Source organism: Cellulomonas hominis, assembly GCF_901521055.1.
Classification (GTDB): domain Bacteria; phylum Actinomycetota; class Actinomycetes; order Actinomycetales; family Cellulomonadaceae; genus Cellulomonas; species Cellulomonas endometrii.
In genome coordinates this window covers 1-21562 of the sequence record NZ_CABEGA010000064.1, presented here as the reverse complement: position 1 = coordinate 21562, position 21562 = coordinate 1, and the positions used below count along the sequence as shown (strand labels likewise).

Below are 21562 nucleotides of genomic sequence, written 5' to 3'. Positions count from 1 at the left end.
GGGTGGTGGTGCTGGCGCGGGGGACCAGGGTCGCCGGGAGGAGGGTGCGGGGGACGTCCTCGCCGGCCAGCGCGCGCACCAGGGCGTCGATCGCCGAGCGGCCCAGCGCGGGGAAGTCCTGCCGCACGGTCGTCAGCGGCGGCACGAAGTACGCGGCGCCGGCCTCGTCGTCGAACCCGACGACCGACACGTCCTGCGGCACCCGCACGCCCTGCTCCCAGAACGCCCGGAGCAGCCCGAGCGCGAGCTGGTCGTTCGCCGCGAACACGGCGGTCGGCAGCCCCTCGGCGACCAGGCGCAGCCCCTCGCGGTAGCCCGACTCGGCGGACCAGTCGACCCGCACCGGATCGGGCGCGGCGACCCCCGCGGCGGCGCACGCCTCCCGCCAGCCGGCCAGCCGCTCCCGGGCGTCGAACCAGTCCTGCGGACCGGCCAGATGCACGATCTCGCGGTGCCCGAGGTCGACCAGGTGCCGGGTCGCCGCCCGCGCGCCCTCCCGCTGGTCGACGCCGACGGCCACGACGCGCCCCGGGCCGGTGACGGCCTCGCCGGAGGTCACCGTGACGACCGGGACCGGTGCCGGGAACGCGGCCACCGCCTCGGCGACGTCCACCTGCGGGGCGATGATCGCGATGCCCTCGACGGCCTGGTCGAGGAAGTGGTCGAGCGCGGCCCGCATCGTGCCGGCGTCGAACCGGTCGATCGCCGCGACGCTCACGTAGTAGCCGACGTCCCGGGCGGCGCTCTCGAGGCCCAGCAGCGTGCTGGTCGGGCCGTGGTGCGCGGACGACGTCGTCACGACGCCGAACGCGCCCGACCGGCGCGTCACGAGGGCCCGCGCGGCGCTGTTGCGGCGGTAGCCGAGCTCGGCGATGGCGCTCAGCACCCGCTCGCGGGTCTCCGGGCGGACGCTCGGGTGGTCGTTCAGCACGCGCGAGACCGTCTGGTGGGACACGCCGGCGAGCGCCGCGACGTCACTCATCGCGGGCGGCCGGGGGTCGGTCGGCGTGCCGGGCACGGGTGGCCTACCGGTCCGTGCCGGGGGCGGGCGAGCCGGCCGGCGGCGCCGGCAGCGCGGCGGCACCGAGCTCGCGCGACCGGTCGAACGCCGCGCGCGCCGCGGCCACCACGCCCGCGCGGACGCCGTGCGCGTCCAGCTGCGCGACCCCGGCGACCGTCGTCCCGCCGGGCGACGACACGCGCTCGCGCAGGACCACCGGGTGGTCGCCGGTCTGCGCCGCGAGCGCCGCGGAGCCCTCGACGGTGGCGACCGCCAGCCTGGTCGCGAGGTCGCGGGTCAGGCCCAGCAGGACCCCGGCCTCCGCCATCGCGTCGATCAGGTAGAACGCGTACGCCGGGCCCGAGCCGGAGATCGCCGTGACGGCGTCCAGGTCCTTCTCCGCCACGCGCACGACCAGCCCGGTCGCCGCCAGCGCCTGCTCGGTCAGGGCCAGGTGCTCCTCGGTGGCGTGCGCCCCGGCGGCGATCGCGCTCGCACCCTTGCCGACCAGCGCCGGCGTGTTCGGCATGACCCGGACGACCGGCGTGCCCTCCGGCAGCGCGGCCTCGTAGACGGCGAGCGGGACGCCCGCCGCGACCGACACCACGAGGGTCCCGGGCCGCAGCTTCGGGGCGATCTCCTCCAGCACCGACGGCACCACCTGCGGCTTCACGGCGACGAGCACCAGCCCGGCACCCCGCGCCGCCTTGCCGTTCGGGTCCGCGGCCCGCACGCCGTACCGGCTGGACAGCTCCATCGCGCGGGCGGCGCTGCGCTCCGTGACGTCGACGTCGTCCGCCGTCCAGCCCGCCGCGAGCAGCGCGGTGACGAGCGCCTCGCCCATGACCCCGCCGCCGAGGACCGCCGCGTGGGGTCGTGCCGTCGTGGTCATCGGTGCGCTCCTCGTGCCGTCGCGGGGCCGGTGCGGCCCGTCCCTGGTGCGCGAGCGTAGCGGGGCACCGCACCACCACCTACGTGGTCGCGGCGCGCCGCACGCTGCGGACGTCGTCGGGACGCTGTTCGGCCAGGCTGATGGTCCTGGACGCACGAGAGGAGCCCGACCGGCTGGTCGAGCTCCTCGCATGGCCACTCGCGTTAGGCGGTAGGAACCCGAGTGGCTGGGTCCACCCACCGCGACGAACGTCAGGAAGCCTATGTCAGGGCACGGCACACGATCCAGCGAGCGGCTGACGTGACGGACCCGGACGATCTCCGGACGGACCCCGAGCAGCGCGCAGAGCTGGATCGGCTGCTCAGCGGTGGACGGATGCGGAGCTATGCGGCCGCGCTCGGCAGGGCTCCGAGCGGCGGCCATGACGAGATCGACCTGTACGTCTACAACATGGCACTCGCGGGGGCGTTGCTGGGACCGCTGCACATCGTCGAGGTCGTCACCCGCAACGCGATGCACGAGCTGCTGGTGGCCCGCGCAGGACGACGGGACTGGTGGGCGGAGCCGTCGGTCGACGCCGTACTGCGCGGGTGGGGGAAGCAGCAGCTGGAGCACGCCCACGGCAAGGTGCTCCGCGGGCAGGCCCGCCGCGGTCGATCGCCCACCGCCGACGACGTCGTCGCAGCGACCGACTTCGGGTTCTGGACCGACCTGACGGCAGGCGCGTACGAGAACACGCTGTGGCAGGGCGCTCTCCGGCACGCGTTCCCGCACAGCAGGCGCAGCCGGCAGCAGATCTACCAGGCACTCCAGTCCCACCGACGGCTGCGCAACCGCGTCTCCCACCACGAGCCCCTGCACGACCGGGACGTGCTGGAGGAGTACCGCCGCATCATCGAGTTCATCGGCTTCGTGAGCCGGCCGGTCGCCCGATGGGTCGACGACCGTTCCCGGGTGGCGCTGATCGCGCGCGGGAAGCCTGGTGCTTCCGGTGCCTCGCCCGTGCGGTACTTCTAGCGCGCCCGAGCCCCCGTGGTCGGCGGGAGACGCCCGGGCCGGTCCGCGCAGGGGGGTGCGGACCGGACCGGGCGTCGATCCGGGGGGAGCGTCAGCTCCCGGGCGGAGCTCCGGGCACCTGGCCGCCGAAGCCGCCGCCCGGTGCCATCATGCCGCCTCCGACCTGCTCGGACGTGTCGTTCGCGCTGCCGAGTCCGGACAGGCCCGAGCTGGACTCGTCGTCCTCCGCCACGATCGACCGGCTGAGGTCGGCCAGCACCACCTCGTCGCCCTCGGACAGCCCCGAGACGATCTCGGTGAGCTCGGCGCCGACCGCGCCGCGCTCGACGTCGACCTGCTCGACGGCACCGTCCCGCAGCACCTGGACCGTGGTGGTGGACCCGTCCAGGCGGACCGCCGAGGACGGCACCGTCAGGGTCTCGTCCGCCGCCGCGACGGCGATCGACACCTGGGCGGACGACCCGTCGAACAGGGCCGCCTCTGCCGGGTCGAGCGCGATGTCCACGGTGTACGACGGGTCGGACGAAGTGGTCGACGCATTGAGGATGCCGACGCCGGTGACCGTGCCCGTGAGCTCCTCGTCGCCGGTGCCGACCGAGACGTCCGCGGTCTGGCCGACCTCGACCAGGTCGACCTGGCTCAGGGGCACCGTGGTGGACACCGTGTACCCGTCGTCCCCGATGACGGTGATGACCGCCGAGGTCGAGGACGCCGTCACCGAGTCCCCCGCGGCCATGGACACCGCCGCGACGGTGCCGGCAACCGGGCTGGTGACGTCGAGCAGGTGGAGCTTGCTCTGCGCGAGCGCCAGCTCCGCCTCGGCCTGGTCGATCGCGGCCTGGTCGGCGAGCAGGTCCGCGGCGGTCGCGACGGTCGCGCCGCCGGCGTCCGCGCTGCCCGCCGATGCGCCGGCAGTCGCCGAGCCGGGCGTCGCCGAACCGGAGGTGGTCGAGCCGGAGGGCGTCGAGCCGGACGACGGGGTGCTGGAGGTCGTCTCGCCCGCCGCGCCCGACCCCGTGCCCGTGGTTCCCGTGCCCGTGGAGCCCGACCCCGCCGTGCCGCCACCGGCGGAGCCCGATGACCCGGTGCCGCTCGACGCCGCCGCCGTGAGCGCCTGCTGCGCGGACGTGACCGCCGTGTCGAGGTCGGTCACGTCCGCCATGAGCGCGGTCTGCGCCTCGTCCACCGCCGTCTGCGCGGACTGCACGGCGACGAGGGCGTCCTGGCAGGCGGTCAGGGCGTCCGCGGTGGCGCTGCTGGCCGAGGTGGCCGTGGCCGCGGTGTCGGTGGCCTCGGTCGGCTCCGTCGTGGGCTCCGTGCCCGGGTCCGCCGGCTCGGTCGGCTCGGTGGTCGGCTCGGCCGGCTCGGTGACGTCCACGTCGAGGAACGCCTGGCACGCCTCCTGCGCGACGCTCGTGGCCGTCGTCGACGTCGCGAGGGCGGTCTGCGCCGTCTCGTACTGCGCGAGGAGCGCCTCCTGGGCGGCGGCGACCGCAGCCACCGCCGCGGTCACGGCCGGGTCGGGCGTCCCGGTCGACGTCTCCCCGCCGGTCGCCGGGGTGGACGCCGCCGGGGTGGACGCCGCCGGGGTCGTGGTGCCGCTCGACGGCGCTGCCACGGTGCCGGACCCGATGGGGCCCGACGCGGTGCCGGACCCGGTGGTGCCCGACGCGGTGGCGGAGGACGTCGAGGTGCTGGTCGTCGTGGTGCTGGTCGTGCTGGTCTGCGAGTCGATGTCGTCCTCGAGGCGCTGCTCCGCGTCGGCGACGGCCTGCTCGGCCTCGGTCACCGCGTCCTGGAGCGACGTCGGGTCGAGCGTCGCGAGCACCTGACCCGCGGTCACGGCGTCCCCGACCTCGACCTCCACGCTCGCGACGGTCCCGTCCACGGAGAACGCGCGGTCGTACCGGCTGGCCGACGCCACGGTGCCGCTGACGGCGACGGTCTGCGCGACGGTGCCGAGCTCGGCAGTGGCCGTGCGGTACCCCGTGTGGGCGGACCCCTTCGCGAGGGCCGCACCACCGCCGGCCAGGCACAGCGCGAGCGCCCCGGACACGCCGCCGACGAGCAGCCGCCGGCGCCGGGTCCGTCGCCGGGCGAGCGCCTTCGGCGACGGCGCCGTCGTACCGGTCCGCCGCGCGGAGCGGCGCAGGCTGTCACGCATCGTCGCCCCCGCTCTGCGTGGTGGAGCCGGCCTCGTCCGAGCCGTCGGCGCCCGGCATGCCGCCGCCGCGCCCGAAGCCGGTCGAGCAGCCGTCCTCGTCGGCGTCGGACAGCAGCAGGCTGGTGGCGTCGACCTGGCCGGCGTCGTCCGCCTCACCCTGCGCGGTGACGCAGCGTCCGACGGTGATCGCGGCGGCGTCGGTGACGACGGTCGTCGTGTAGGCGGTCGCCTCGTCGACGGTGATCGTCGCGGTGCCGGAGCCGTCGGCCGGCTCGACCGTGATCGTGCTGCCGTCGACGGCGGTGACGAGGCCAGCCTGAACCGCACCGAACCCGCCTCCCTCGGGCCGGTCGCCGGTGCCGCCGTCGGGCGCACCGGTGGGTGCGTCGGTCGGCGCGCCGTCCGGCACGTCCGTCGGCGCCCCGTCGGGCAGGCCCCCGGACGGCGCACCACCCCCGCGGCCGCCGAAGCCGGTGCACTCCCCGTCGGTCGCGGCGGTGACGGTCACCGACGTCGCCGCCGCCGTGCCGGACGAGTCACCCGCCGTCGTCGCCACCACGCACACCCCCGCGGTCACGTCGGTCAGCGCCGCGGCGACCGTCTGGGTGATCGTCGTGCTCGCGTCCCAGGTCACGCCGGTCTGCCCGTCGTCGCCCTGCACCTGCAGCAGCGCGTCGCCAACCGCGGCGATCTCGCCGGTGACCCCACCGCCACCGGGCATCTCGCCGCCGCCGGCTGCCTGCGCGGGCGCCTGCGCGGTCTCGGACTCCGTGGCCGTCGCGGTGGCCGCGGCGTCGCCGGAGCAGGCGGTCAGGGCGAGGAGCAGGGCCATCCCGGCGACCGGGGCTGCCAGCAGGCGGGGGCGGGTACGGGGCATGAGGTTCCTCCGGGTGGTGCTGGACGGACGGGGACGCGCTGGGCGCGGGGCGGGCCGGGTCACTCCGACCGCAGCGCGTCGATGGGCGCGAGCCGCGCGGCCCGCGTGGCGGGGTAGACCCCGAAGACGATGCCGATCGCCATCGCGACGGCCACGGAGCCGCCGACGGCCGCGCCGGACACGACGATCGAGGTGTCGAGCAGGCTCGGCAGGACCGCCGCGGCGACGATGCCGAGCACCGCGCCCAGCACCCCGCCTGCCAGGCCCAGCACGGCGGCCTCGACCAGGAACTGCCGGCGGATCGCCCACGGCGGGGCGCCGAGCGCCTTGCGCAGGCCGATCTCGCGGGTCCGCTCCGTGACGGACACCAGCATGATGTTCATGACCCCGATCCCGCCGACCAGCAGGGACAGCGCCGCGATGCCGGTGAGCAGCACGGTGAGCGTCCGGTAGACCGACGTCGCGGTGCTCACCAGGGAGTCCTGGCTGTCGATGCTGAAGTCCGCGCCGTCGGCGTCGGTGATGTCGTGCAGGTTGAGCAGCAGCTGCTGCGCCTCCTGGTACGCCGCGGACAGCTGGTCCGCGGAGGCCGCATGCACGTAGATCGTGCTGAGCGAGTTCCGCGCCGTGCCCCCCGTCAGGTCGCCCGCGGTGGTCAGCGGGACCACCACCATGTCGTCGAGGTCGGTGTCGGTGCTGGAGCCGGCCTCGGCCAGCACGCCGACGACCGTGAGCGCGGTGCCGTCGACCGTGACCTGCTGGCCGACGACGTTCGTCGTGCCGAACAGCTCGGTGGCGGTGGTCGCGCCGATCACGGCCACCTCGGCCCCGGACGCGTCGTCGTCGGCCGTGAGGAACGCGCCGGAGGCCACGGCGCGCGACCGGACATCCAGCCAGTCCTCGGTGGTGCCGACGACCGTGGTCGTCCAGTTCGTGTCGTTCGCCTCGACCGCCACGGAGATCTCCTTCTCCGGTGCGACCGCGCCGACGTCCGGTGCGTTGACCGACGACGCGAGCGCCTCCGCGTCGGAGCGCGTCAGCGTCGCGCCGGTGCCGAACCCGCCGCGCACCCCCTCCGCGTCGGTCGACGACCCGGGCGTGACGATCAGCAGGTTCGAGCCGAGCGCGCTGATCTGCTGGCTGACGTCCCGCTGGGTCCCCAGGCCCAGCCCGACGGTGAGGATCACCGCGGCGATGCCGATGAGGATGCCCAGCACGGTCAGCAGGGAGCGGAGCTTGTGCCCGCGCACCGCGGCCCAGCCGGTGCGCAGCGTCTCGGACCACGTCATCGCGGGTTCACCTCGTCCGACTGGAGCAGGCCGTCGCGCACGACGACGATCCGCCGGGCGTGCTCCGCGACCTCCCGCTCGTGGGTGATGAGCACGATCGTGCGGCCCTGGGCGTGCAGCTCGTCCAGGAGCGCCAGGACGTCCTCCGTGGACGTCGAGTCGAGGTTGCCCGTCGGCTCGTCCGCGAGGATCAGCGCGGGCTCCCCGACGAGCGCCCGGGCCACCGCGACCCGCTGCTGCTGACCACCGGACAGCTCACCCGGCCGGTTGCCCAGCTTCGCGCCGAGGCCGACCCGCTCGAGCGCGGCGACCGCCCGGTCGCGCCGCTCGGCCGCCGGGACGCGTCCGTAGACGAGCGGCAGCTCGACGTTCCGCCAGGCCGGCAGGGACGGGAGCAGGTGGAACTGCTGGAACACGAACCCGAGACGCCGGTTGCGCACCTCGGCGAGCTCGACCTCGTCCAGCTCGCCGACGTCCTCCCCCGCGAGGCGGTAGGTGCCCTGCGTGAGGACGTCCAGGCAGCCGACGACGTTCATCAGCGTCGACTTGCCGGACCCCGACGGCCCCATGATCGCGACGTACTCGCCGGCGGCGATGGCCAGGTCGATGCCGCGCAGGGCCTCGAACTCGATGCTGCCGGTCCGGTAGGTCTTGCGGGCACCGAGGAGCTCGATGACCGGTCCGCCCGCCGCCGGGGCGGGGTGCGCCGGGTCGAGCAGGAGCTCAGCCATCGGTGCCGCCCGGCATCGCGCCGCCGCCCGGGAACGCCGGCATCTCGCCGCCGGAGAAGTCCGGTCGCTCCCCCGTCGTGCCGCCCGGGACCTGCGCGTCCTCGCCGTCCTGCGACGTGCCGGACGCCCGCGGCGTGAACGTGGTGACCAGCACCTCGTCGCCCTCCGCCAGGCCGTCGGTGATCTCGACCGTGCTACCGGACGTCTCGCCGACGGTGACCGCCGTGGTGACCGTCCCGCCGTCCGCGCCCTCCTGCGTGACGACGGTCTGGCCGTCCACGGTGGTCACGGCGGCGCTCGGCACGGTCAGCACGTCGGTGCGGCGCTCGTAGATGATCGAGACGTCGGCCGACTCGCCGTCGTGCAGCCCCTCGGGGCTGCCCGTCACGTCCACGACCACCGGGTACTCGGCGGTGCCGCTCGTGCTGGTGGACAGCAGCCCGACCTCCCCGACCGTCCCGTAGACCGGCCCGGTCGCGTCGTCGGTGGTGATCTCGACCTGGTCCCCGACGGAGATCAGAGCCACGTCCGACTCGCCGACGGTCACGCCGACCTGCCAGGCGTCCGTGCCGACGACGACGAACTGGGCGCTGGACGTGGTGGTCGTGGTGCCGCTGGTCGCTCCGGCTGCCGCGCCGGTCGTGCCGCCGGCAGCGGACGTCCCGCCGGACCCGGACGTCCCGCCGGACCCCGTCACCGCGTCGCCGACCTCGAGGTTCACCTCGGTCAGCAGCCCCGCGACGGGGGCGGTGAGCGTCGCGCCGGCCAGGTCGGCCTGGGCGTCGTCGACCGCTGCCTGCGCGACGTCCACCTGCGCCGACAGCGCGGCGACCTGAGCGTCCGAGGCGTCGGACCCGTCGGCCTCGTCCTCGGCGTCCGACAGGGAGGCCTGCGCGCTCGCCAGGTCGGCCTTCGCCTGCAGCAGCGCCGCGTCCAGGGCCAGGGTGTCGACGGTCGCGAGCTGCTGCCCGGCGGTGACCGTGTCCCCCGCCGCGACGTCCACCGACGTGACGGTGCCCGACACGGCGAACGACACGTCCTCCTGGACCGTCGGCGTCAGGGTGCCGGACGCCGACACGGACTGCTCGATCGTCGACAGGCTCGCCGCGACCGCGGTGGTCGACCCCTCGGGGACGGCGGCCTGCGCCTGCTCCTCGCGGAACCCGAACCAGTACACCCCCGTGCCCGCGACGCCGACCAGCAGCACGACGGCCACCACCCGCACCCACGGGCGGGTGCGCCTCCACAGCGACAGCATGTTCTCCCTCACGACGGTCCGCCCGGCCTCGCGCCGCCCCCGCGGGGCGTCACGGCTGGTCAGGACCGTAGGGACGCATGCTGGACCGCCCGTAGCACGCACCTGTGCCACGCCTGTGGAGGCGGCCAGGGGCGGGCCCCGAGGTCAGGCGGGCAGCAGGAGGCCGTCCTGGAGCAGGCCGCGGACCTCGGGCAGCACGTCCGCCGCCACCGCCTCCGCCCCGACGCCGAGCAGCGCACCGAGGGCGTTGACGATCTGCCCGACCGCCAGCTCCCCGTCGCACGCGCCGACGAACCCCGCGAGCGCCGTGCCGACCTGCACCGTCCGGCCGAACCCGCCGCCCTGCCGCAGCAGCAGCACCTGGGGGTCGGCGTCGCCGGGGCGCAGGTAGCGCTCCTCGGTCACGTCGGGCGCGACGCGCAGCCGCTGGGCCGCGAGCGCGGCGTCGTCGGTGCGCCGCAGCAGGTCGTGCGCCGCGAGGCCGGCTCCGACGGCCGGGCCGAGCGGCTGCCGGACCGTCCCGGTGACCTCCTCCAGCCGCCGCAGCCGCGGGAGCGACCGGTCGTTGGCCGGGCGGCGCAGCACCACGATGCCGAAGCCGATGGCCTCGACGTCCCGGGACGCGAAGTCCGCGAGCCACGCCGCGTACCGCTCCTGCCACGCGGCGGGGTCCCGCTCGGGGGTGGTGCCACCGTCACGGATCCACGTCTCGGCGTACTGGGCGGGGTCCTGGAGCTCGCGCTGCACCACCCAGCCGTCGAGGCCGGACGCGTCGAGCCACGAGCCGACCCGCTCGTCCCACGACTCCCCGCGGCGGACCTCCCAGTTGCCCAGGAGCTGCGCGACGCCGCCGGGCGCGAGCACGCCGCCGACCGACGTGATCAGGTCCTGCACGATCGCGTCGCCGGTGCGGCCGCCGTCCCGGTACTCGTAGGTCGGCACGCCCTCGGCGGACCGCGGGGTGATGACGAACGGCGGGTTGCTCACCACGAGGTCGAACCGCTCCCCCGCGACGGGCTCCAGCATCGACCCGAGCCGCAGGTCGAGCTGCCCGGCGGGCAGGCCCGCGAGGACCGCGTTGAACCGCGCGAACGCCAGCGCGCGCCCGGAGATGTCCGTGCCGACGACCGCCCCGCTGTGCCGGGAGGCGTGCAGCGCCTGGATGCCGCAGCCCGTGCCCAGGTCGAGCGTCCGGCCGCGCGGCTCCCGCACGGTCACCTGCGCGAGGGTCGTGGAGGCACCGCCGACCCCGAGCACGTGGTCGGTGCGCAGCGGGCCGCCGGTGGCGAGCTCGCCGAGGTCGGACGCGATCCACCAGTCCACGGTGCCGGCGCCGTCCTCGGCCTCGTACGGCCGCAGGTCCACCCGCGCGCGGACCTGGTCGCCGGCGCCCGCGCCCGAGGTCTCCACGAGGCCCAGGCGCTCCGCGCCGGCGACCCCGAGCGTCGGCAGCGCGGCGGCGAGGTCCCCGGCCGGCACGGGGACGCCGAGCACGAACGCGCGGACGAGCGCCGCCCGGGGGTCGCGGCCGGCCGCGGCGGTGGCGAGCAGCGCGGGCACCGCCTCCTCGCGGTGCAGCGCGGCGGCGGCCACCGGCCCGAGCAGGTCCTCGACGCCGGGGACCGTGAAGCCCGCGGCGGCCAGGTCGGCGCGCAGGTCCTCGACCAGGGCGGGGTCGGCGGTCGGCGGACCGGCGGCCGGTTCTCCGGCGGCCGGTTCTCCGGCGGTCAGCGGGTGCGTGGTCTCCACCCGGCCATCCTCCCCGATCCGGGCGGGCGCGCTCAGACGGGCAGCGGCTCCCCGCCGGGGCCGTCGCCGACGGCGGGCGAGGTGTGCGGGACCGCCTCGTCCTGCCAGCGGACGGCGGACCACGTCCCGCGGCCGTCGTGCTCGAGCGTCACGACGCCGGTGTTGTCGAGCCAGCGGTCGCCGGCGGTGCGCGGGTCCAGGTTCGCGGCCCGGGTGATCGCCCACAGCCGGATCATGGCCCCGTGGCTGACCGCGGCGACCGTCCGCGCCCCGGAGGAGAGGATCTCCGCCACGACGGCGTCGAACCGCTCCAGGGTGGCCCGGCCGGACTCGCCGCCGGGCACCCGCGCGTCGAGGTCCCCGGTGGCCCAGGCCACCATCGTGCCGAGGTACTGCTCCACGGACCCGCGGTCGGTGCGCATCTCGAGGTCGCCGGCGACGATCTCGCGCAGGCCCTCGCGGACCTGCACGTCCAGCCCGTGCGGGCGGGCCACCTCGGCGGCCGTCGCCCGCGCCCGGTCGAGCGTCGAGGCGTAGACGGCGTCGAGCGGCTCCTGGGCGAGCACCGCGCCGACGGCCCGCGCCTGGCGGACGCCCTGCTCGGTCAGGGGTGCGCCGGGCGCCGCGGTGTCGAGGGCCGCGAGGACGTTCGAGCCGGTCTGGCCGTGCCGGATCAGGTGCAGGCGCACGGGTCAGGCGTCGCAGTTCTCGGTGATGTACGTGCTGAGGTTGTCCCCGGCGGTCGACAGCTCGTCGGAGCTCGCCCGCTCGGCGAACTCGGACAGCGCCGCGGTGAACGCCTCCTGGTCGGTGGGGTCGATCTCGTCCAGCGCGTCGTCGAGGTCGCCGAACGTCTGGGTGAACGTCTCCCAGTCCCCGGCGATCTCCTCGGGGGCCTCGACCGACTCGAAGCCGTCGCGCGCGTCCGAGATCGCCTGCGCGAACGCCTCGGGGTCGTTGCCGAGGGAGCCGGCGGCGTCGACCTCGGCCATCGCCTCCTCGCCCTGGTCGCAGAACGTCTGCACCTGGTCCTCGCCGGAGCAGGCGGCGAGCGGCACGACGAGGGCGGCGAGCGCGACGCCCGCCAGGACGCGGCGGACGGCGGGGCGCGGGAGCGAGGGGGCCATGCCCTCCAGCCTGCCGGACGCGCGCCCGGGCGTCGAGGCGGGCCGCGACCGCCCGGGCGCGCCGGTCACGCCCGGACGCCCACCTCACGCTCGAGCCGCGCCTCCTCGTCCACCCGCGCCGCCCGGAGGCGGGAGAGGACCACCGCCCCGAAGGCGATGAGCGCGGCGGCGACCGCGATCGTCAGCCTCAGCACCTGGTTCGCGTCGTCGCCGATGCTCACCGTGACCACGGCGGGCGCGATCAGCAGCGCGACCAGGTTCATCACCTTGATCAGCGGGTTGATCGCCGGACCCGCCGTGTCCTTGAACGGGTCGCCGACGGTGTCGCCGATGACGACGGCCGCGTGCGCCGCGGAGCCCTTGCCGCCGTAGCGGCCGTCCTCGACCAGCTTCTTCGCGTTGTCCCACGCGCCGCCGGAGTTCGCGAGGAACACCGCCATGAGCACGCCCGCGCCGATCGCGCCCGCGAGGAACCCCGCGAGCGGGCCGATGCCCAGGCCGAACCCGACCGCGACCGGTGCGGCCGCCGCCAGCAGGCCGGGTGTCGCGAGCTCCCGCAGGGAGTCCCGGGTGCAGATGTCGACGACCTTGCCGTACTCGGGCCGCTCGGCGCCGGTCATGATCCCCGGGTGCTCGCGGAACTGGCGGCGCACCTCGAACACGATCGCGCCGGCCGCGCGGGTGACCGCGTCGATGGCCAGCCCAGAGAACAGGAACACCGTCGCGCCGCCGAGGATGATCCCGACGAGCGTCACGGGGCTGATCACCTGGTAGTCGGTCATCGCGAGCACGATGTCGCCCGGGACCTCGGTCACGCGCAGGTCGGCGATCGCCCCGGCCACCGCGTCGGCGTACGAGCCGAACAGCGCCGTCGCCGCGAGCACCGCCGTCGCGATGGCGATGCCCTTGGTGACGGCCTTCGTGGTGTTCCCGACGGCGTCCAGGTCGGTGAGGATCTGCGCGCCCTCCTCCGTGACGTCGCCGGACATCTCCGCGATGCCCTGGGCGTTGTCGCTGACCGGGCCGAACGTGTCCATCGCGACGATGACGCCCACCGTCGTCAGCAGCCCGCAACCGGCCAGCGCGACGAGGAACAGCGACAGCGCGATCGAGCCGCCGGCCAGCAGGAACACCCCGCAGATCGCGGCCGCGATGATCCCGGCCGTGTACACCGCGGACTCGAAGCCCACGCCGATGCCCGACAGCACCACGGTGGCCGCACCCGTCTGGGAGGTGCGCGCGACGTGGATCGTCGGCTTGGACGTCGTGCCCGTGAAGTAGCCCGTGACCCAGAGGATCAGCCCCGCGAGCACGACCCCGACCGCCACGGCGGCCGCCGCGACCAGGCGCGGGTCGCCCGCGTGGTCCTGCAGCCCGGCCGTCCCGGCGAGCGACGCGAACGACGACGGCAGGTACGCGAACGCCGCCGCCCCCGCGAGCACCGCACCGGCCACCGCGGCGATCGCGAAGCCGCGGTTGATCGCCGTCAGCCCGCTCTCGTCCCCCCGCACCCGCGTCACCAGCACGCCGAGCGCGGCGACCACCGCGCCGATCGCCGTCACGATCAGCGGGAACACCAGCCCCTGCTCGCCGAACGCCGCCCGGCCGAGGATCAGCGCCGCGACCAGGGTCACCGCGTACGACTCGAACAGGTCGGCCGCCATGCCCGCGCAGTCGCCGACGTTGTCCCCCACGTTGTCCGCGATCGTCGCGGCGTTGCGCGGGTCGTCCTCCGGGATGCCCTGCTCGACCTTGCCGACCAGGTCCGCCCCGACGTCCGCCGCCTTGGTGAAGATGCCGCCGCCGACCCGCATGAACATCGCGAGCAGCGCCGCCCCGAACCCGAAGCCCTCGAGCACCGCCGGCGCCTCGCCCCGGTACAGCAGCACCACGACCGCGGCGCCGAGCAGCCCGAGGCCGACCACCGACATCCCGACGACCCCGCCGGTGCGCAACGCGATCCGCGCGCCCTCCGCCCGGCCGCCCGGCAGGGACGCCGCCGCGGCCACCCGCACGTTCGCCCGCGTCGCCAGCCACATGCCCAGGTAGCCGATGGACGCGGAGAACCCGGCGCCCACCAGGAAGAACACCGAGCGGCCCACCTTCACGCCCGCGTCGCCCGGCAGCAGGAACAGCAGGGCGAACACCACGACCGCGAACAGCACCAGCGTCCGGAACTGCCGCGACAGGTACGCCGACGCGCCCTCCTGGATCGCCGTCGCGATGGCCCGCATCGACGCGGAGCCCTCGTCGGTGGCGAGGACCTGCCGTCGCAGCACCACGGCCACGACCAGGGCGGCGACCGCCACGGCGGCGATGACGGCGACGACCACGAGGCTCGCCGTTCCGAGTTCGACCATGCATCCTCCTCGGGAACGAGCGCGGCCCTGCCCGGCCGCCCTCGACACACCCGGCCCCGTTGCCGTGTGAGGGACGCCACTGTAGTCAGAGAACCGGGCGACCGGGGGGCGGACGGCGACGCGCCCCGCGCCTTCCTCCCGGCCGCGCTACGGGGTCGGCGCGGCCTTGCGCCGCAGCATCCCGCGCTGCGCCTCCTGGACCAGCGCGTCGACGTCCGACGATCCCGCCGCGGACACCGCCGCGCTGACCCGGACGCCCGGCTCGTCGGCCCCGCGGGGTGCGAGCGCCTGCTCCACGGCGGCCAGCACCTGCGCCACCTGGTCGCCGGCGTGCTCGGGCGCCACCGCCCGCAGCAGCACCAGCACCATGAACTCGTCGCTGCCCGTCCGGCCGACCAGGCTGCCCTCCGGCGCCCCCGCCACCAGGCGCGCCGCCAGCACCCGCAGCAGCTCGTCCGCCGACGCCGGGCCGAACCGCGCGTTCACCCGGCCGAACCCCGCGACGTCGGCCTGCACGAGCAGCAGCCGGCGCCCGCTCCCGGCCGCCAGCCGCGACCACTCCCGCGCGGTGTGCCGCACGAGCTCCCGCCCCGGCAGGCCCGTCAACGGGTCGTGCAGGCTGCGGTCGGACAGCGCCGCCACCAGCGCCCGCACCAGGTCCGACGTCGCCACCGCGCCCCACGTGCCGGACCGCACGAGGACGTCGTCGTACCGCGTCTCCCCCGACCGCTCCATCGCCCGGGTCGCGGACTCCACGACGCCGGTCGACTCCTCCACGACGAGCGGCGACCAGTCCGCGACCTCCCGGACCGGCCGGCGGGCCAGCACCGCCCGCCCGTACCCCAGGCGGCCGGTCTGCGCGTCGGTGAACCGCGTGCGGGAGACCATCCCCACCCGGCCGTCCTGCGCGTCCTGCACCGCCAGGCACGGCAGGTGCGGGGACCGGAACAGCACCTCCACCTCGCTCATCGGCACGTCCGCGTCGACCACCGCGACCGGCACGGCGATCTCCCCGACCGTGCGGTGCACGCCACCCACGGCGCGGGAGGTGCGGACCAGCAGGTCGACGTCGTTCGGCACGCCCGTATCGTCCGGGACGCCGGGAGGCCGCCGGGACCGGGACCGCCCGGGCGGGTGACGGGTCGCGCTGCGTTTCACCGTGCGTTCACCGGGCCGTCGACGCGCGGGGTGACGGCGCGGCGGCGGCGTTGCTCCGTCCGGGTGACGTCCCCAACGTTCCGCTCCCGCGAGGCGTCTGAGGGGGCGACAAGAGACGGTGACGAAGGGGGCCACGTGGCCTGGGAACGGGGGCTCGAGAGCTTCGTGCGGGAACGGGGTGACGCCCTCGTCGGCTACGCCTACCTGCTGACGGGTGACCTGCAGGCCGCCGAGGACCTCGCGCAGGAGGGGCTGGTGCGGACCTGGACGCGCCGCCGCACCGGCGCCGACGTGGAGTGGCTGGAGGCGTACGTCCGGCGCTGCATCCTGCACGCGTTCGTCGACGGGCGCCGGCGCGCGAAGCGGTGGCGGGACGTCGCCCACCTCGTCGCGTCGGACGAGCGGTCGGGCGACGCCGTCACCGGGGTGGACGACCGCGCCGCCGTGCTCGCCGCCCTCGCGCACCTGACGCCCCGCCAGCGCGCCTGCGTCGTCCTGCGGTTCTACGAGGACATGCCGGTCCGCGAGATCGCCGCGCACCTGGACCTCAGCGAGGGCGCGGTGAAGCGGTACCTGCACGACGCCCACCGGGCGCTGGCCCCGCGCATCGGCGCGCAGCAGGGCCTCCTGACCGAGGACATCCCGACCACGAAGGGCGGTCTGCGATGAACCGCGACCTCGACGCCGCGCTGCAGGACCTCGCGCGCGGAGCCGCCGCCCAGCACCGCGCCCGGGACGACGACGGCCTGCTCACCACCACCGTCCGCCGCGTGCGCCGGCGCCGTGCGGTCCGCGGCGCCGCCGCGACCACCGTCGGGCTGGCGCTGGTGGTGGGGGGCGCGCTCGCCGGCTCCACGCTCACCGGCCCGCCGGAGCCGCAGCCCGCGGGACCCGCTCCGACGCCCACGACGACGGCGCCGAGCGCGACACCGGAACCCGTGCCGACGCCGACGCCGACAGGGCCGCCTCCGGTCGTGCTGCCCACCGGGGACCCGTCGCTGCCGTTCGGTGCCTGCGGGTCGCTCGTGACCGCCGCGGCGGCGCACCCCTCGTCACCGACCGTCGTGCCCTACGCGGAGCCGGCCACGCAGACCGCACCTGCCGGGGGCAGCCTCGCCGTCCGGGGCTGGTTCGACCGCACCCCGGGCCCTGGGATGGCCGCGATCCCGGCATCGGGGCCGCACCTCGCCGTCGTGGCCGACGGCGTCGTCGTCGCCGAGGGGCTGCTCGGCGGGGACCCGACGTGGGACCTGCGCGCGGGCTTCCAGGGGGAGGTCCGCACCACCGTCGACTGGCTCTCGCTCGCGGTCTGCGACCCGGACGGTCAGCCCGAGGTGTCCGCGGGTGCACCCCTGCCCGCAGGCGAGTACCAGCTCGTCCCGTGGGCCGACGTCGCCGAGCTCGGCGACTCGGAGGACGCGTTGCGGACCCCCGACGGCGAGTGGCCGACCGTCGAGGACATGGTGGCCACCGTCGGAGCACCCGCGAGCGCCGTGGGTGCCGCGACCCCGTTCACCGTGACGGGCGCCGCCACGCGGGTCGTGCCGCCACCCGGTTCCACAGGCACGCCCACCCCGGTCCCCACCGCGGCGGCCGCGCCCGAGTGCGGCGGCCCGGCCCCCGTCCCCGATCCCGCGAACCCGCTGGTGCTCCGGTGGGCGCAGGCGGGCGCACGGCTGACGCCCGCCGACCTCGTCGAGATGGAGGCGCCGCTGAGATCCACGAGCGCCGGACGGCTCGGGTTCTTCATCGCACAGCCCTGGGTCGCGGCGGTCCGGGACGGCCGGGTCGTGGGCGTCAGCGAGCTCTCCTGGGAGGGCGACGGCCGCCTCCTGCTCGCGACCGACACGTCCGTCACCCTGACCCCGTCGGTGACCGCCCTGCACGACTGCGCGGACCCGCTGCGGAACCTGCCGCTGCCGACCGGGTCGTACGACGTCATCCTGCTGGTCCACGTGTGGCCCGAGGAGCGGGAGGCGGATGCCGACGGCGGCTTCACGCCCGGCGTGGTGGTGAGCGAGCCGGCGACGCTGGTCGTGCCGTGACGTCCGGGGCGTCGCCCGTTGAGCCGACCGGGTGACGCCCCAACGTTCCGCGGCACCTCTGCGTCTCATCCCACGACAGGATCGCCCGGCCGGCCGGCTCCCGGCGGCCGACGACGAGAGGGACGCGCGTGGCATGGCAGGACGAGGTGACGACGTTCGTCACCGAACGCGGCCCGGCGCTCGTCGGGTACGCCCGGCTGCTCACCGGTGACCACGAGAGCGCGCAGGACCTCGTCCAGGACGCGCTCGCCAAGGCGTGGTCGCGCCGGCGGGCGGGGACGGACATCCAGTCGCTGGAGGCGTACGTCCGGCGCGCCGTGCTCACGACGTACCTCGACGGCTACCGGCGGCACCGGCTCTGGCGGGACCGGGCGCACCTGCTCGTGACGCCCGAGACCGCGCCCGGGACCCAGGCCAGCACGGAGACGTCCGCCGACCTGGCCGTCGCCCTCCGTCAGCTCGCGCCGCGGGAGCGGGCGTGTGTCGTGCTGCGGTTCTACGACGACCTCCCTGTCGCAGCGATCGCGGACCGCCTCGGGCTCTCCGAGGGCGCCGTGAAGCGCTACCTGTCGGACGGCACCCGACGCCTCGGGCTGCTCATGGGGACCCACGACCCGGCGGAGACCGTCGAGGTCCGCACCGCGACGGAGGACCGGCGATGAACGACCACGACCTGCACTCCGCCCTCGACGCCCTCGCCCGGCGCACCGCCGCCGAGCAGAGCCACCTCATGCGCGCCGGCACAGGGCTGTCCGCCGACGGCGTGGCGTCCGGCGCGCGGCGGCACCGGCGCCGACGGGCGGCGGTCGCGACGGTCGCCGGCCTCGTCGTGCTCGGGAGCGCCGTGGTCGCGGGTGCGACCGTGGTGGACCGGCCGGTCCCCGCGCCCCCGGCGAGCCCTGCGCCCTCCGCGACGAGCCCCGCCCCGACGCCGTCGGCCACCCCCGACGGGACCGTCCTGCCCGTGGGTGACCCCTCGCTCCCCTTCGGTGCCTGCGGTTCGCTCGCCGACGCCCCCACCGACCACCCGTCCGACGACCGCTGGACGGTCGCGCTCGCGCTCGACTCGAGCCAGGTGGCCGTCGGTGACCCGCTGACTCTCAGCACCCGGCTGGACGTCGCGCTCCCCCCTGAGTGGACGCCGAACGGCGCCGGGTACGGAGCCCATCCCGACGCGGGCCCGGAGCTCCTGGTCCTGCGGGACGGCGTCGTGGTCGCCACGGGCGACTCCTACGGCGACGTGCCGTCGACGCTCGCGACCTACACGGTGGCGGCGGCGGCCCACTCGCCGCTCTACGCCGGCCGCTACCCGCTGACGTCGTGCGCCGACGGTGGTGCGCTGCCCGCCGGCACGTACCAGGTCGTCGCCACCACGCCCGTGCTACCCCTGGGCGACGACCCCGCGGTGATGGACGAGATCGCGGCCACGTCCTTGGAGGACGTCGCAGCCCAGCACGCCGGGGACTGGCGCCGCGTCACCAGCGCCCCGCAGACGCTGTCCGTCGTCGCCCGGTCGACCCCCTTGCCCGCGGGCACGCCGCCGGCGTTCGACTCGGCCGCGCTCGTCCCCGAGCCCCAGTGCGGCGTCGAGGTGACGTACGCGTCCGCCGGCCCGACCCTCGTCCTCGACGTCGAGCCGCCGGCGTCGGCCCGGTCCGGCGAGGAGCTGGCGGTGCCCGCCACGCTCACCTACCAGGGGCCCGGTCGGCTGCGGGCGCATCTCCGGATCGGGATCGAGCTCTGGGTCGTGCAGGACGGCGTGGTCGTCGGCGGCAGCCGGGAGCAGTACGCCGACGTGTACGAGCTGGTGGACCTGGGTGCGGGCGCCGTGCTGGACGTGGCGGGCGGGGGTGACCTCGTGAGCTGCAGCGAGGACGTCGACGCCCGCGGCGAGGAGCCGCTCCCGCCCGGCACGTACACGGCCTACCCGGTCCTCCACGTCACGGGCGCCGAGCTCCGCGAGTCCGCCGGCGACGTCGACCTCACCGCCCACGACGACACCGTGGGCGTGACCGGCCGACCGTTCCAGCTGGTGGTCGAGTGAGGCGGCATCCCGGGGCGAGGATGCGGCGCGGTCAGCCCGCGGGCTGGTCCGTGAGCGCCTCGTCGACGGTCTCCCGGATGGTGAACACCTGCGTCAGCGCGGTGATCCGGAAGACCTTGAGCAGCCGCTCCGAGTCGATGACCAGCTGCAGCCGCCCGTCGAGCCCACGCACCCGCTTCAGGACGCCGACCAGGAGGCCCAGGCCGGTGGAGTCCATGAACCGCACCTCGGTGAGGTTCACCACGAGGTCCACGTGGCCCTCGTCGACCAGGGCGGTCAGCTTCTCGCGCAGCGCGGGCGCGGTGTAGACATCGATCTCGCCGGTGACGTCGACGACCGTCCTGCCGTCGACCGTCCTGCTGGCCACGCTCACGTCCACCTGGGCTCCCTCCGCTGGGTGCATTCAAACAGACCGGGGCGCCCGCGTCCGCGTGGGACTCCTCACGTGTCCGTGCGCGGCCCGGCCGACGGGTCCGGGACCAGCCGGAAGACCACCCGGTCACCCGGCCGCAGCTGCGCGGCCACGTCGCGGGACGGGGCGTCCAGGACGGCGAGCACGGGGTAGCCGCCCGTCACGGGGTGGTCGGCGCCGAACACCACCGGGCGCCCGTCGGGAGGGACCTGGACCGCACCCGGCACCAGCGGCTCGGACGGCAGCTCCCCGCGGTCGACCCGGCGCACCGACGAGCCCTCCAGGCGCGTCGCCACCCGGTTGCTCGCCGGCGTCACGGCGTAGTCCGAGCCGCACAGGGCCCCGAGCGCCTCCGGCTCGAACCAGTCCGGCCGCGGACCGGGCAGCACCCGCAGGACGGCAGGCTGCGGCCAGGTGCGCGGCGGGTCCGGCCAGGGCTGAGCGGCCTCCTGCACCTCGGCGCCGACCCTCAGGACGTCGCCGGCGCGCAGCGGACCGGGGCCGATGCCGGACAGCTGGTCGGCGGACCGGGAACCCAGGACCGCCGGGACGTCGACGCCGCCGCGCACCGCGACGTAGAGGCGCAGGCCACGGGTCGCCTGCCCGGCGCGCAGGATCCCGCCAGGCCGGACCGCCGTGGCGGCGTGCTGCGCGACGGGGCTCCCGTCCACCCAGGCGGGCGCCTCCGCACCGGCCAGGGCGATCACGCCGCCCTGCGGGAACCGGAGCTCGATCCCGCCGAGCAGCACCTCGAGGACGGCCGCGCCCGCGGTGTTCCCGACCAGCCGGTTCGCGAGCCGCGCCGCGCCCGCGTCCGCAGCGCCGGATCGCCCGACGCCCACGGCGGCCAGGCCCGGCCGGCCGCGGTCCTGCACGAGGGTCAGCACGCCCGGGTCGAGCACCTCGAGGGTCCTGGCCGGGGCGGGACGGGTGCCGGGCGCCCCGTCGGCGTCTCCCGATGTGCCCGTGCTCGGGCCGGGTGGCGGTTCGACCGTCGCTGCGGGAGCGGACGGTGTACTGGTGCCCGGGGCGGTCGCCGCGTCGACGAACCGGACCCGCGTGCCGGGCCTCAGCAGCGCCGGCGGGTCGCGTCGCGCGTCGAACAGCGGGACGTCGCACGTGCCCAGCAGCATCCAGCCGCCCGGCGTCGCCGCCGGGTACACCGCGGCGAACTCGCCGGCGATCGCCACGGACCCCTCCGGGACGCGCTCCCGCGGGCTCGAACGGCGCGGCACGTGCAGGGCCGGGTCGAGGCCGGTCAGGTACGCGAAGCCCGGCATGAACCCGCCGAACGCCACGGTGTACGTGGCGGCACCGTGCCGGCGGACCACCTCGGCCTCGTCCAGGCCGGTGGTCCGGGCGACCTCGGCCAGGTCCGCGCCGTCGTACCGGACCGGCAGGACCACGGTCGCGGGGTCGGGGGGGTCCGGGGTGTGGGC

Annotated in this window: 19 protein-coding genes; 5 read left to right on the top strand and 14 right to left on the bottom strand. The window is 76.1% G+C overall.

Features of this window, described 5'->3' with window-relative positions; all coding sequences use genetic code 11:
• Both KJP73_RS16015 and proC read right to left on the bottom strand, forming a co-directional pair.
• On the bottom strand, positions 1–982 hold a 982-nt coding region (locus tag KJP73_RS16015), incomplete at its 3' end, for a LacI family DNA-binding transcriptional regulator (RefSeq protein ID WP_213283875.1).
• 43 nt (positions 983–1025) lie between these two features.
• The gene (proC, locus tag KJP73_RS16010; RefSeq protein ID WP_213283874.1) at positions 1026–1892 is read right to left on the bottom strand and encodes a pyrroline-5-carboxylate reductase; all 867 of its coding nucleotides are present in this window, start codon (positions 1890–1892) and stop codon (positions 1026–1028) included.
• 375 nt (positions 1893–2267) lie between these two features.
• Here proC and KJP73_RS16005 point away from each other — a divergent pair, with 375 nt between their 5' ends.
• Positions 2268–2909, top strand: coding sequence for a hypothetical protein (locus KJP73_RS16005; protein WP_213283873.1), 642 nt, complete (start codon positions 2268–2270; stop codon positions 2907–2909).
• A 91-nt stretch (positions 2910–3000) separates the two neighbouring features.
• On the opposite strand, the gene KJP73_RS16000 is transcribed toward KJP73_RS16005, so the two are convergent.
• The 10 genes from KJP73_RS16000 to KJP73_RS15955 all read right to left on the bottom strand — a co-directional run bounded on the left by KJP73_RS16000 (position 3001) and on the right by KJP73_RS15955 (position 15544).
• A complete protein-coding gene (locus KJP73_RS16000) occupies positions 3001–5073 on the bottom strand; it encodes an HlyD family efflux transporter periplasmic adaptor subunit (RefSeq protein ID WP_213283872.1) in 2073 nt (690 codons plus the stop codon).
• The gene (locus KJP73_RS15995; protein ID WP_213283871.1) at positions 5066–5950 is read right to left on the bottom strand and encodes a hypothetical protein; all 885 of its coding nucleotides are present in this window, start codon (positions 5948–5950) and stop codon (positions 5066–5068) included. Before KJP73_RS15995 ends, KJP73_RS16000 begins: the two co-directional genes overlap by 8 nt.
• Before the next feature lie 59 nt (positions 5951–6009).
• The gene (locus KJP73_RS15990) at positions 6010–7239 is read right to left on the bottom strand and encodes an ABC transporter permease (protein WP_213283870.1); all 1230 of its coding nucleotides are present in this window, start codon (positions 7237–7239) and stop codon (positions 6010–6012) included.
• Positions 7236–7970 (bottom strand): ABC transporter ATP-binding protein, encoded by a 735-nt coding sequence (locus tag KJP73_RS15985; RefSeq protein ID WP_213283869.1) that lies wholly within the window; start codon positions 7968–7970, stop codon positions 7236–7238. The genes KJP73_RS15990 and KJP73_RS15985 overlap by 4 nt, the downstream gene beginning before the upstream one ends.
• Positions 7963–9240, bottom strand: coding sequence for an efflux RND transporter periplasmic adaptor subunit (locus KJP73_RS15980; RefSeq protein WP_249669456.1), 1278 nt, complete (start codon positions 9238–9240; stop codon positions 7963–7965). Before KJP73_RS15980 ends, KJP73_RS15985 begins: the two co-directional genes overlap by 8 nt.
• A gap of 132 nt (positions 9241–9372) precedes the next feature.
• On the bottom strand, positions 9373–10896 hold the full coding sequence (locus KJP73_RS15975) for a DUF7059 domain-containing protein (protein ID WP_249669457.1): 1524 nt from the start codon (positions 10894–10896) through the stop codon (positions 9373–9375).
• Between the two features lie 113 nt (positions 10897–11009).
• Positions 11010–11666, bottom strand: a complete 657-nt coding sequence (locus tag KJP73_RS15970; protein WP_213283868.1) for a histidine phosphatase family protein — start codon at positions 11664–11666, stop codon at positions 11010–11012.
• A 3-nt stretch (positions 11667–11669) separates the two neighbouring features.
• Positions 11670–12104 carry a hypothetical protein gene (locus tag KJP73_RS15965; protein WP_213283867.1) on the bottom strand — a complete coding sequence of 145 codons (435 nt, stop codon included), beginning with the start codon at positions 12102–12104 and terminating at the stop codon, positions 11670–11672.
• A gap of 65 nt (positions 12105–12169) precedes the next feature.
• The gene (locus KJP73_RS15960) at positions 12170–14464 is read right to left on the bottom strand and encodes a sodium-translocating pyrophosphatase (protein WP_213283866.1); all 2295 of its coding nucleotides are present in this window, start codon (positions 14462–14464) and stop codon (positions 12170–12172) included.
• A gap of 147 nt (positions 14465–14611) precedes the next feature.
• The gene (locus KJP73_RS15955; protein ID WP_213283865.1) at positions 14612–15544 is read right to left on the bottom strand and encodes a sensor domain-containing diguanylate cyclase; all 933 of its coding nucleotides are present in this window, start codon (positions 15542–15544) and stop codon (positions 14612–14614) included.
• Between the two features lie 213 nt (positions 15545–15757).
• Between KJP73_RS15955 and KJP73_RS15950 the strand changes: the two genes are divergently transcribed.
• The 4 genes from KJP73_RS15950 to KJP73_RS15935 all read left to right on the top strand — a co-directional run bounded on the left by KJP73_RS15950 (position 15758) and on the right by KJP73_RS15935 (position 19711).
• Positions 15758–16291: a sigma-70 family RNA polymerase sigma factor gene (locus tag KJP73_RS15950; RefSeq protein WP_213283864.1), complete on the top strand. Its 534-nt coding sequence runs from the start codon at positions 15758–15760 to the stop codon at positions 16289–16291.
• Entirely contained in the window at positions 16288–17667 is a 1380-nt protein-coding gene (locus tag KJP73_RS15945; protein WP_213283863.1) for a class I SAM-dependent methyltransferase, read from the top strand. The genes KJP73_RS15950 and KJP73_RS15945 overlap by 4 nt, the downstream gene beginning before the upstream one ends.
• 128 nt (positions 17668–17795) lie before the next feature.
• On the top strand, positions 17796–18329 hold the full coding sequence (locus tag KJP73_RS15940) for a SigE family RNA polymerase sigma factor (protein ID WP_213283862.1): 534 nt from the start codon (positions 17796–17798) through the stop codon (positions 18327–18329).
• A complete protein-coding gene (locus KJP73_RS15935) occupies positions 18326–19711 on the top strand; it encodes a hypothetical protein (protein ID WP_213283861.1) in 1386 nt (461 codons plus the stop codon). The genes KJP73_RS15940 and KJP73_RS15935 overlap by 4 nt, the downstream gene beginning before the upstream one ends.
• Positions 19712–19742: 31 nt before the next feature.
• Here KJP73_RS15935 and KJP73_RS15930 read toward each other — a convergent pair whose 3' ends face one another.
• Positions 19743–20090 carry an STAS domain-containing protein gene (locus KJP73_RS15930; RefSeq protein ID WP_213283860.1) on the bottom strand — a complete coding sequence of 116 codons (348 nt, stop codon included), beginning with the start codon at positions 20088–20090 and terminating at the stop codon, positions 19743–19745.
• 62 nt (positions 20091–20152) lie between these two features.
• Positions 20153–21562 (bottom strand): urea amidolyase family protein (locus tag KJP73_RS15925; protein ID WP_213283859.1); only part of this gene is annotated, 1410 nt, incomplete at its 5' end.

Excerpts from the sequence above, each read along its gene's own strand:
- proC (WP_213283874.1), bottom strand. The coding sequence starts at position 1,892 with ATGACCACGACGGCACGACCCCACGCGGCGGTCCTCGGCGGCGGGGTC.
- KJP73_RS16005 (WP_213283873.1), top strand. The coding sequence starts at position 2,268 with ATGCGGAGCTATGCGGCCGCGCTCGGCAGGGCTCCGAGCGGCGGCCAT.
- KJP73_RS16000 (WP_213283872.1), bottom strand. The coding sequence starts at position 5,073 with ATGCGTGACAGCCTGCGCCGCTCCGCGCGGCGGACCGGTACGACGGCG.
- KJP73_RS15995 (WP_213283871.1), bottom strand. The coding sequence starts at position 5,950 with ATGCCCCGTACCCGCCCCCGCCTGCTGGCAGCCCCGGTCGCCGGGATG.
- KJP73_RS15990 (WP_213283870.1), bottom strand. The coding sequence starts at position 7,239 with ATGACGTGGTCCGAGACGCTGCGCACCGGCTGGGCCGCGGTGCGCGGG.
- KJP73_RS15985 (WP_213283869.1), bottom strand. The coding sequence starts at position 7,970 with ATGGCTGAGCTCCTGCTCGACCCGGCGCACCCCGCCCCGGCGGCGGGC.
- KJP73_RS15965 (WP_213283867.1), bottom strand. The coding sequence starts at position 12,104 with ATGGCCCCCTCGCTCCCGCGCCCCGCCGTCCGCCGCGTCCTGGCGGGC.
- KJP73_RS15960 (WP_213283866.1), bottom strand. The coding sequence starts at position 14,464 with ATGGTCGAACTCGGAACGGCGAGCCTCGTGGTCGTCGCCGTCATCGCC.
- KJP73_RS15945 (WP_213283863.1), top strand. The coding sequence starts at position 16,288 with ATGAACCGCGACCTCGACGCCGCGCTGCAGGACCTCGCGCGCGGAGCC.
- KJP73_RS15935 (WP_213283861.1), top strand. The coding sequence starts at position 18,326 with ATGAACGACCACGACCTGCACTCCGCCCTCGACGCCCTCGCCCGGCGC.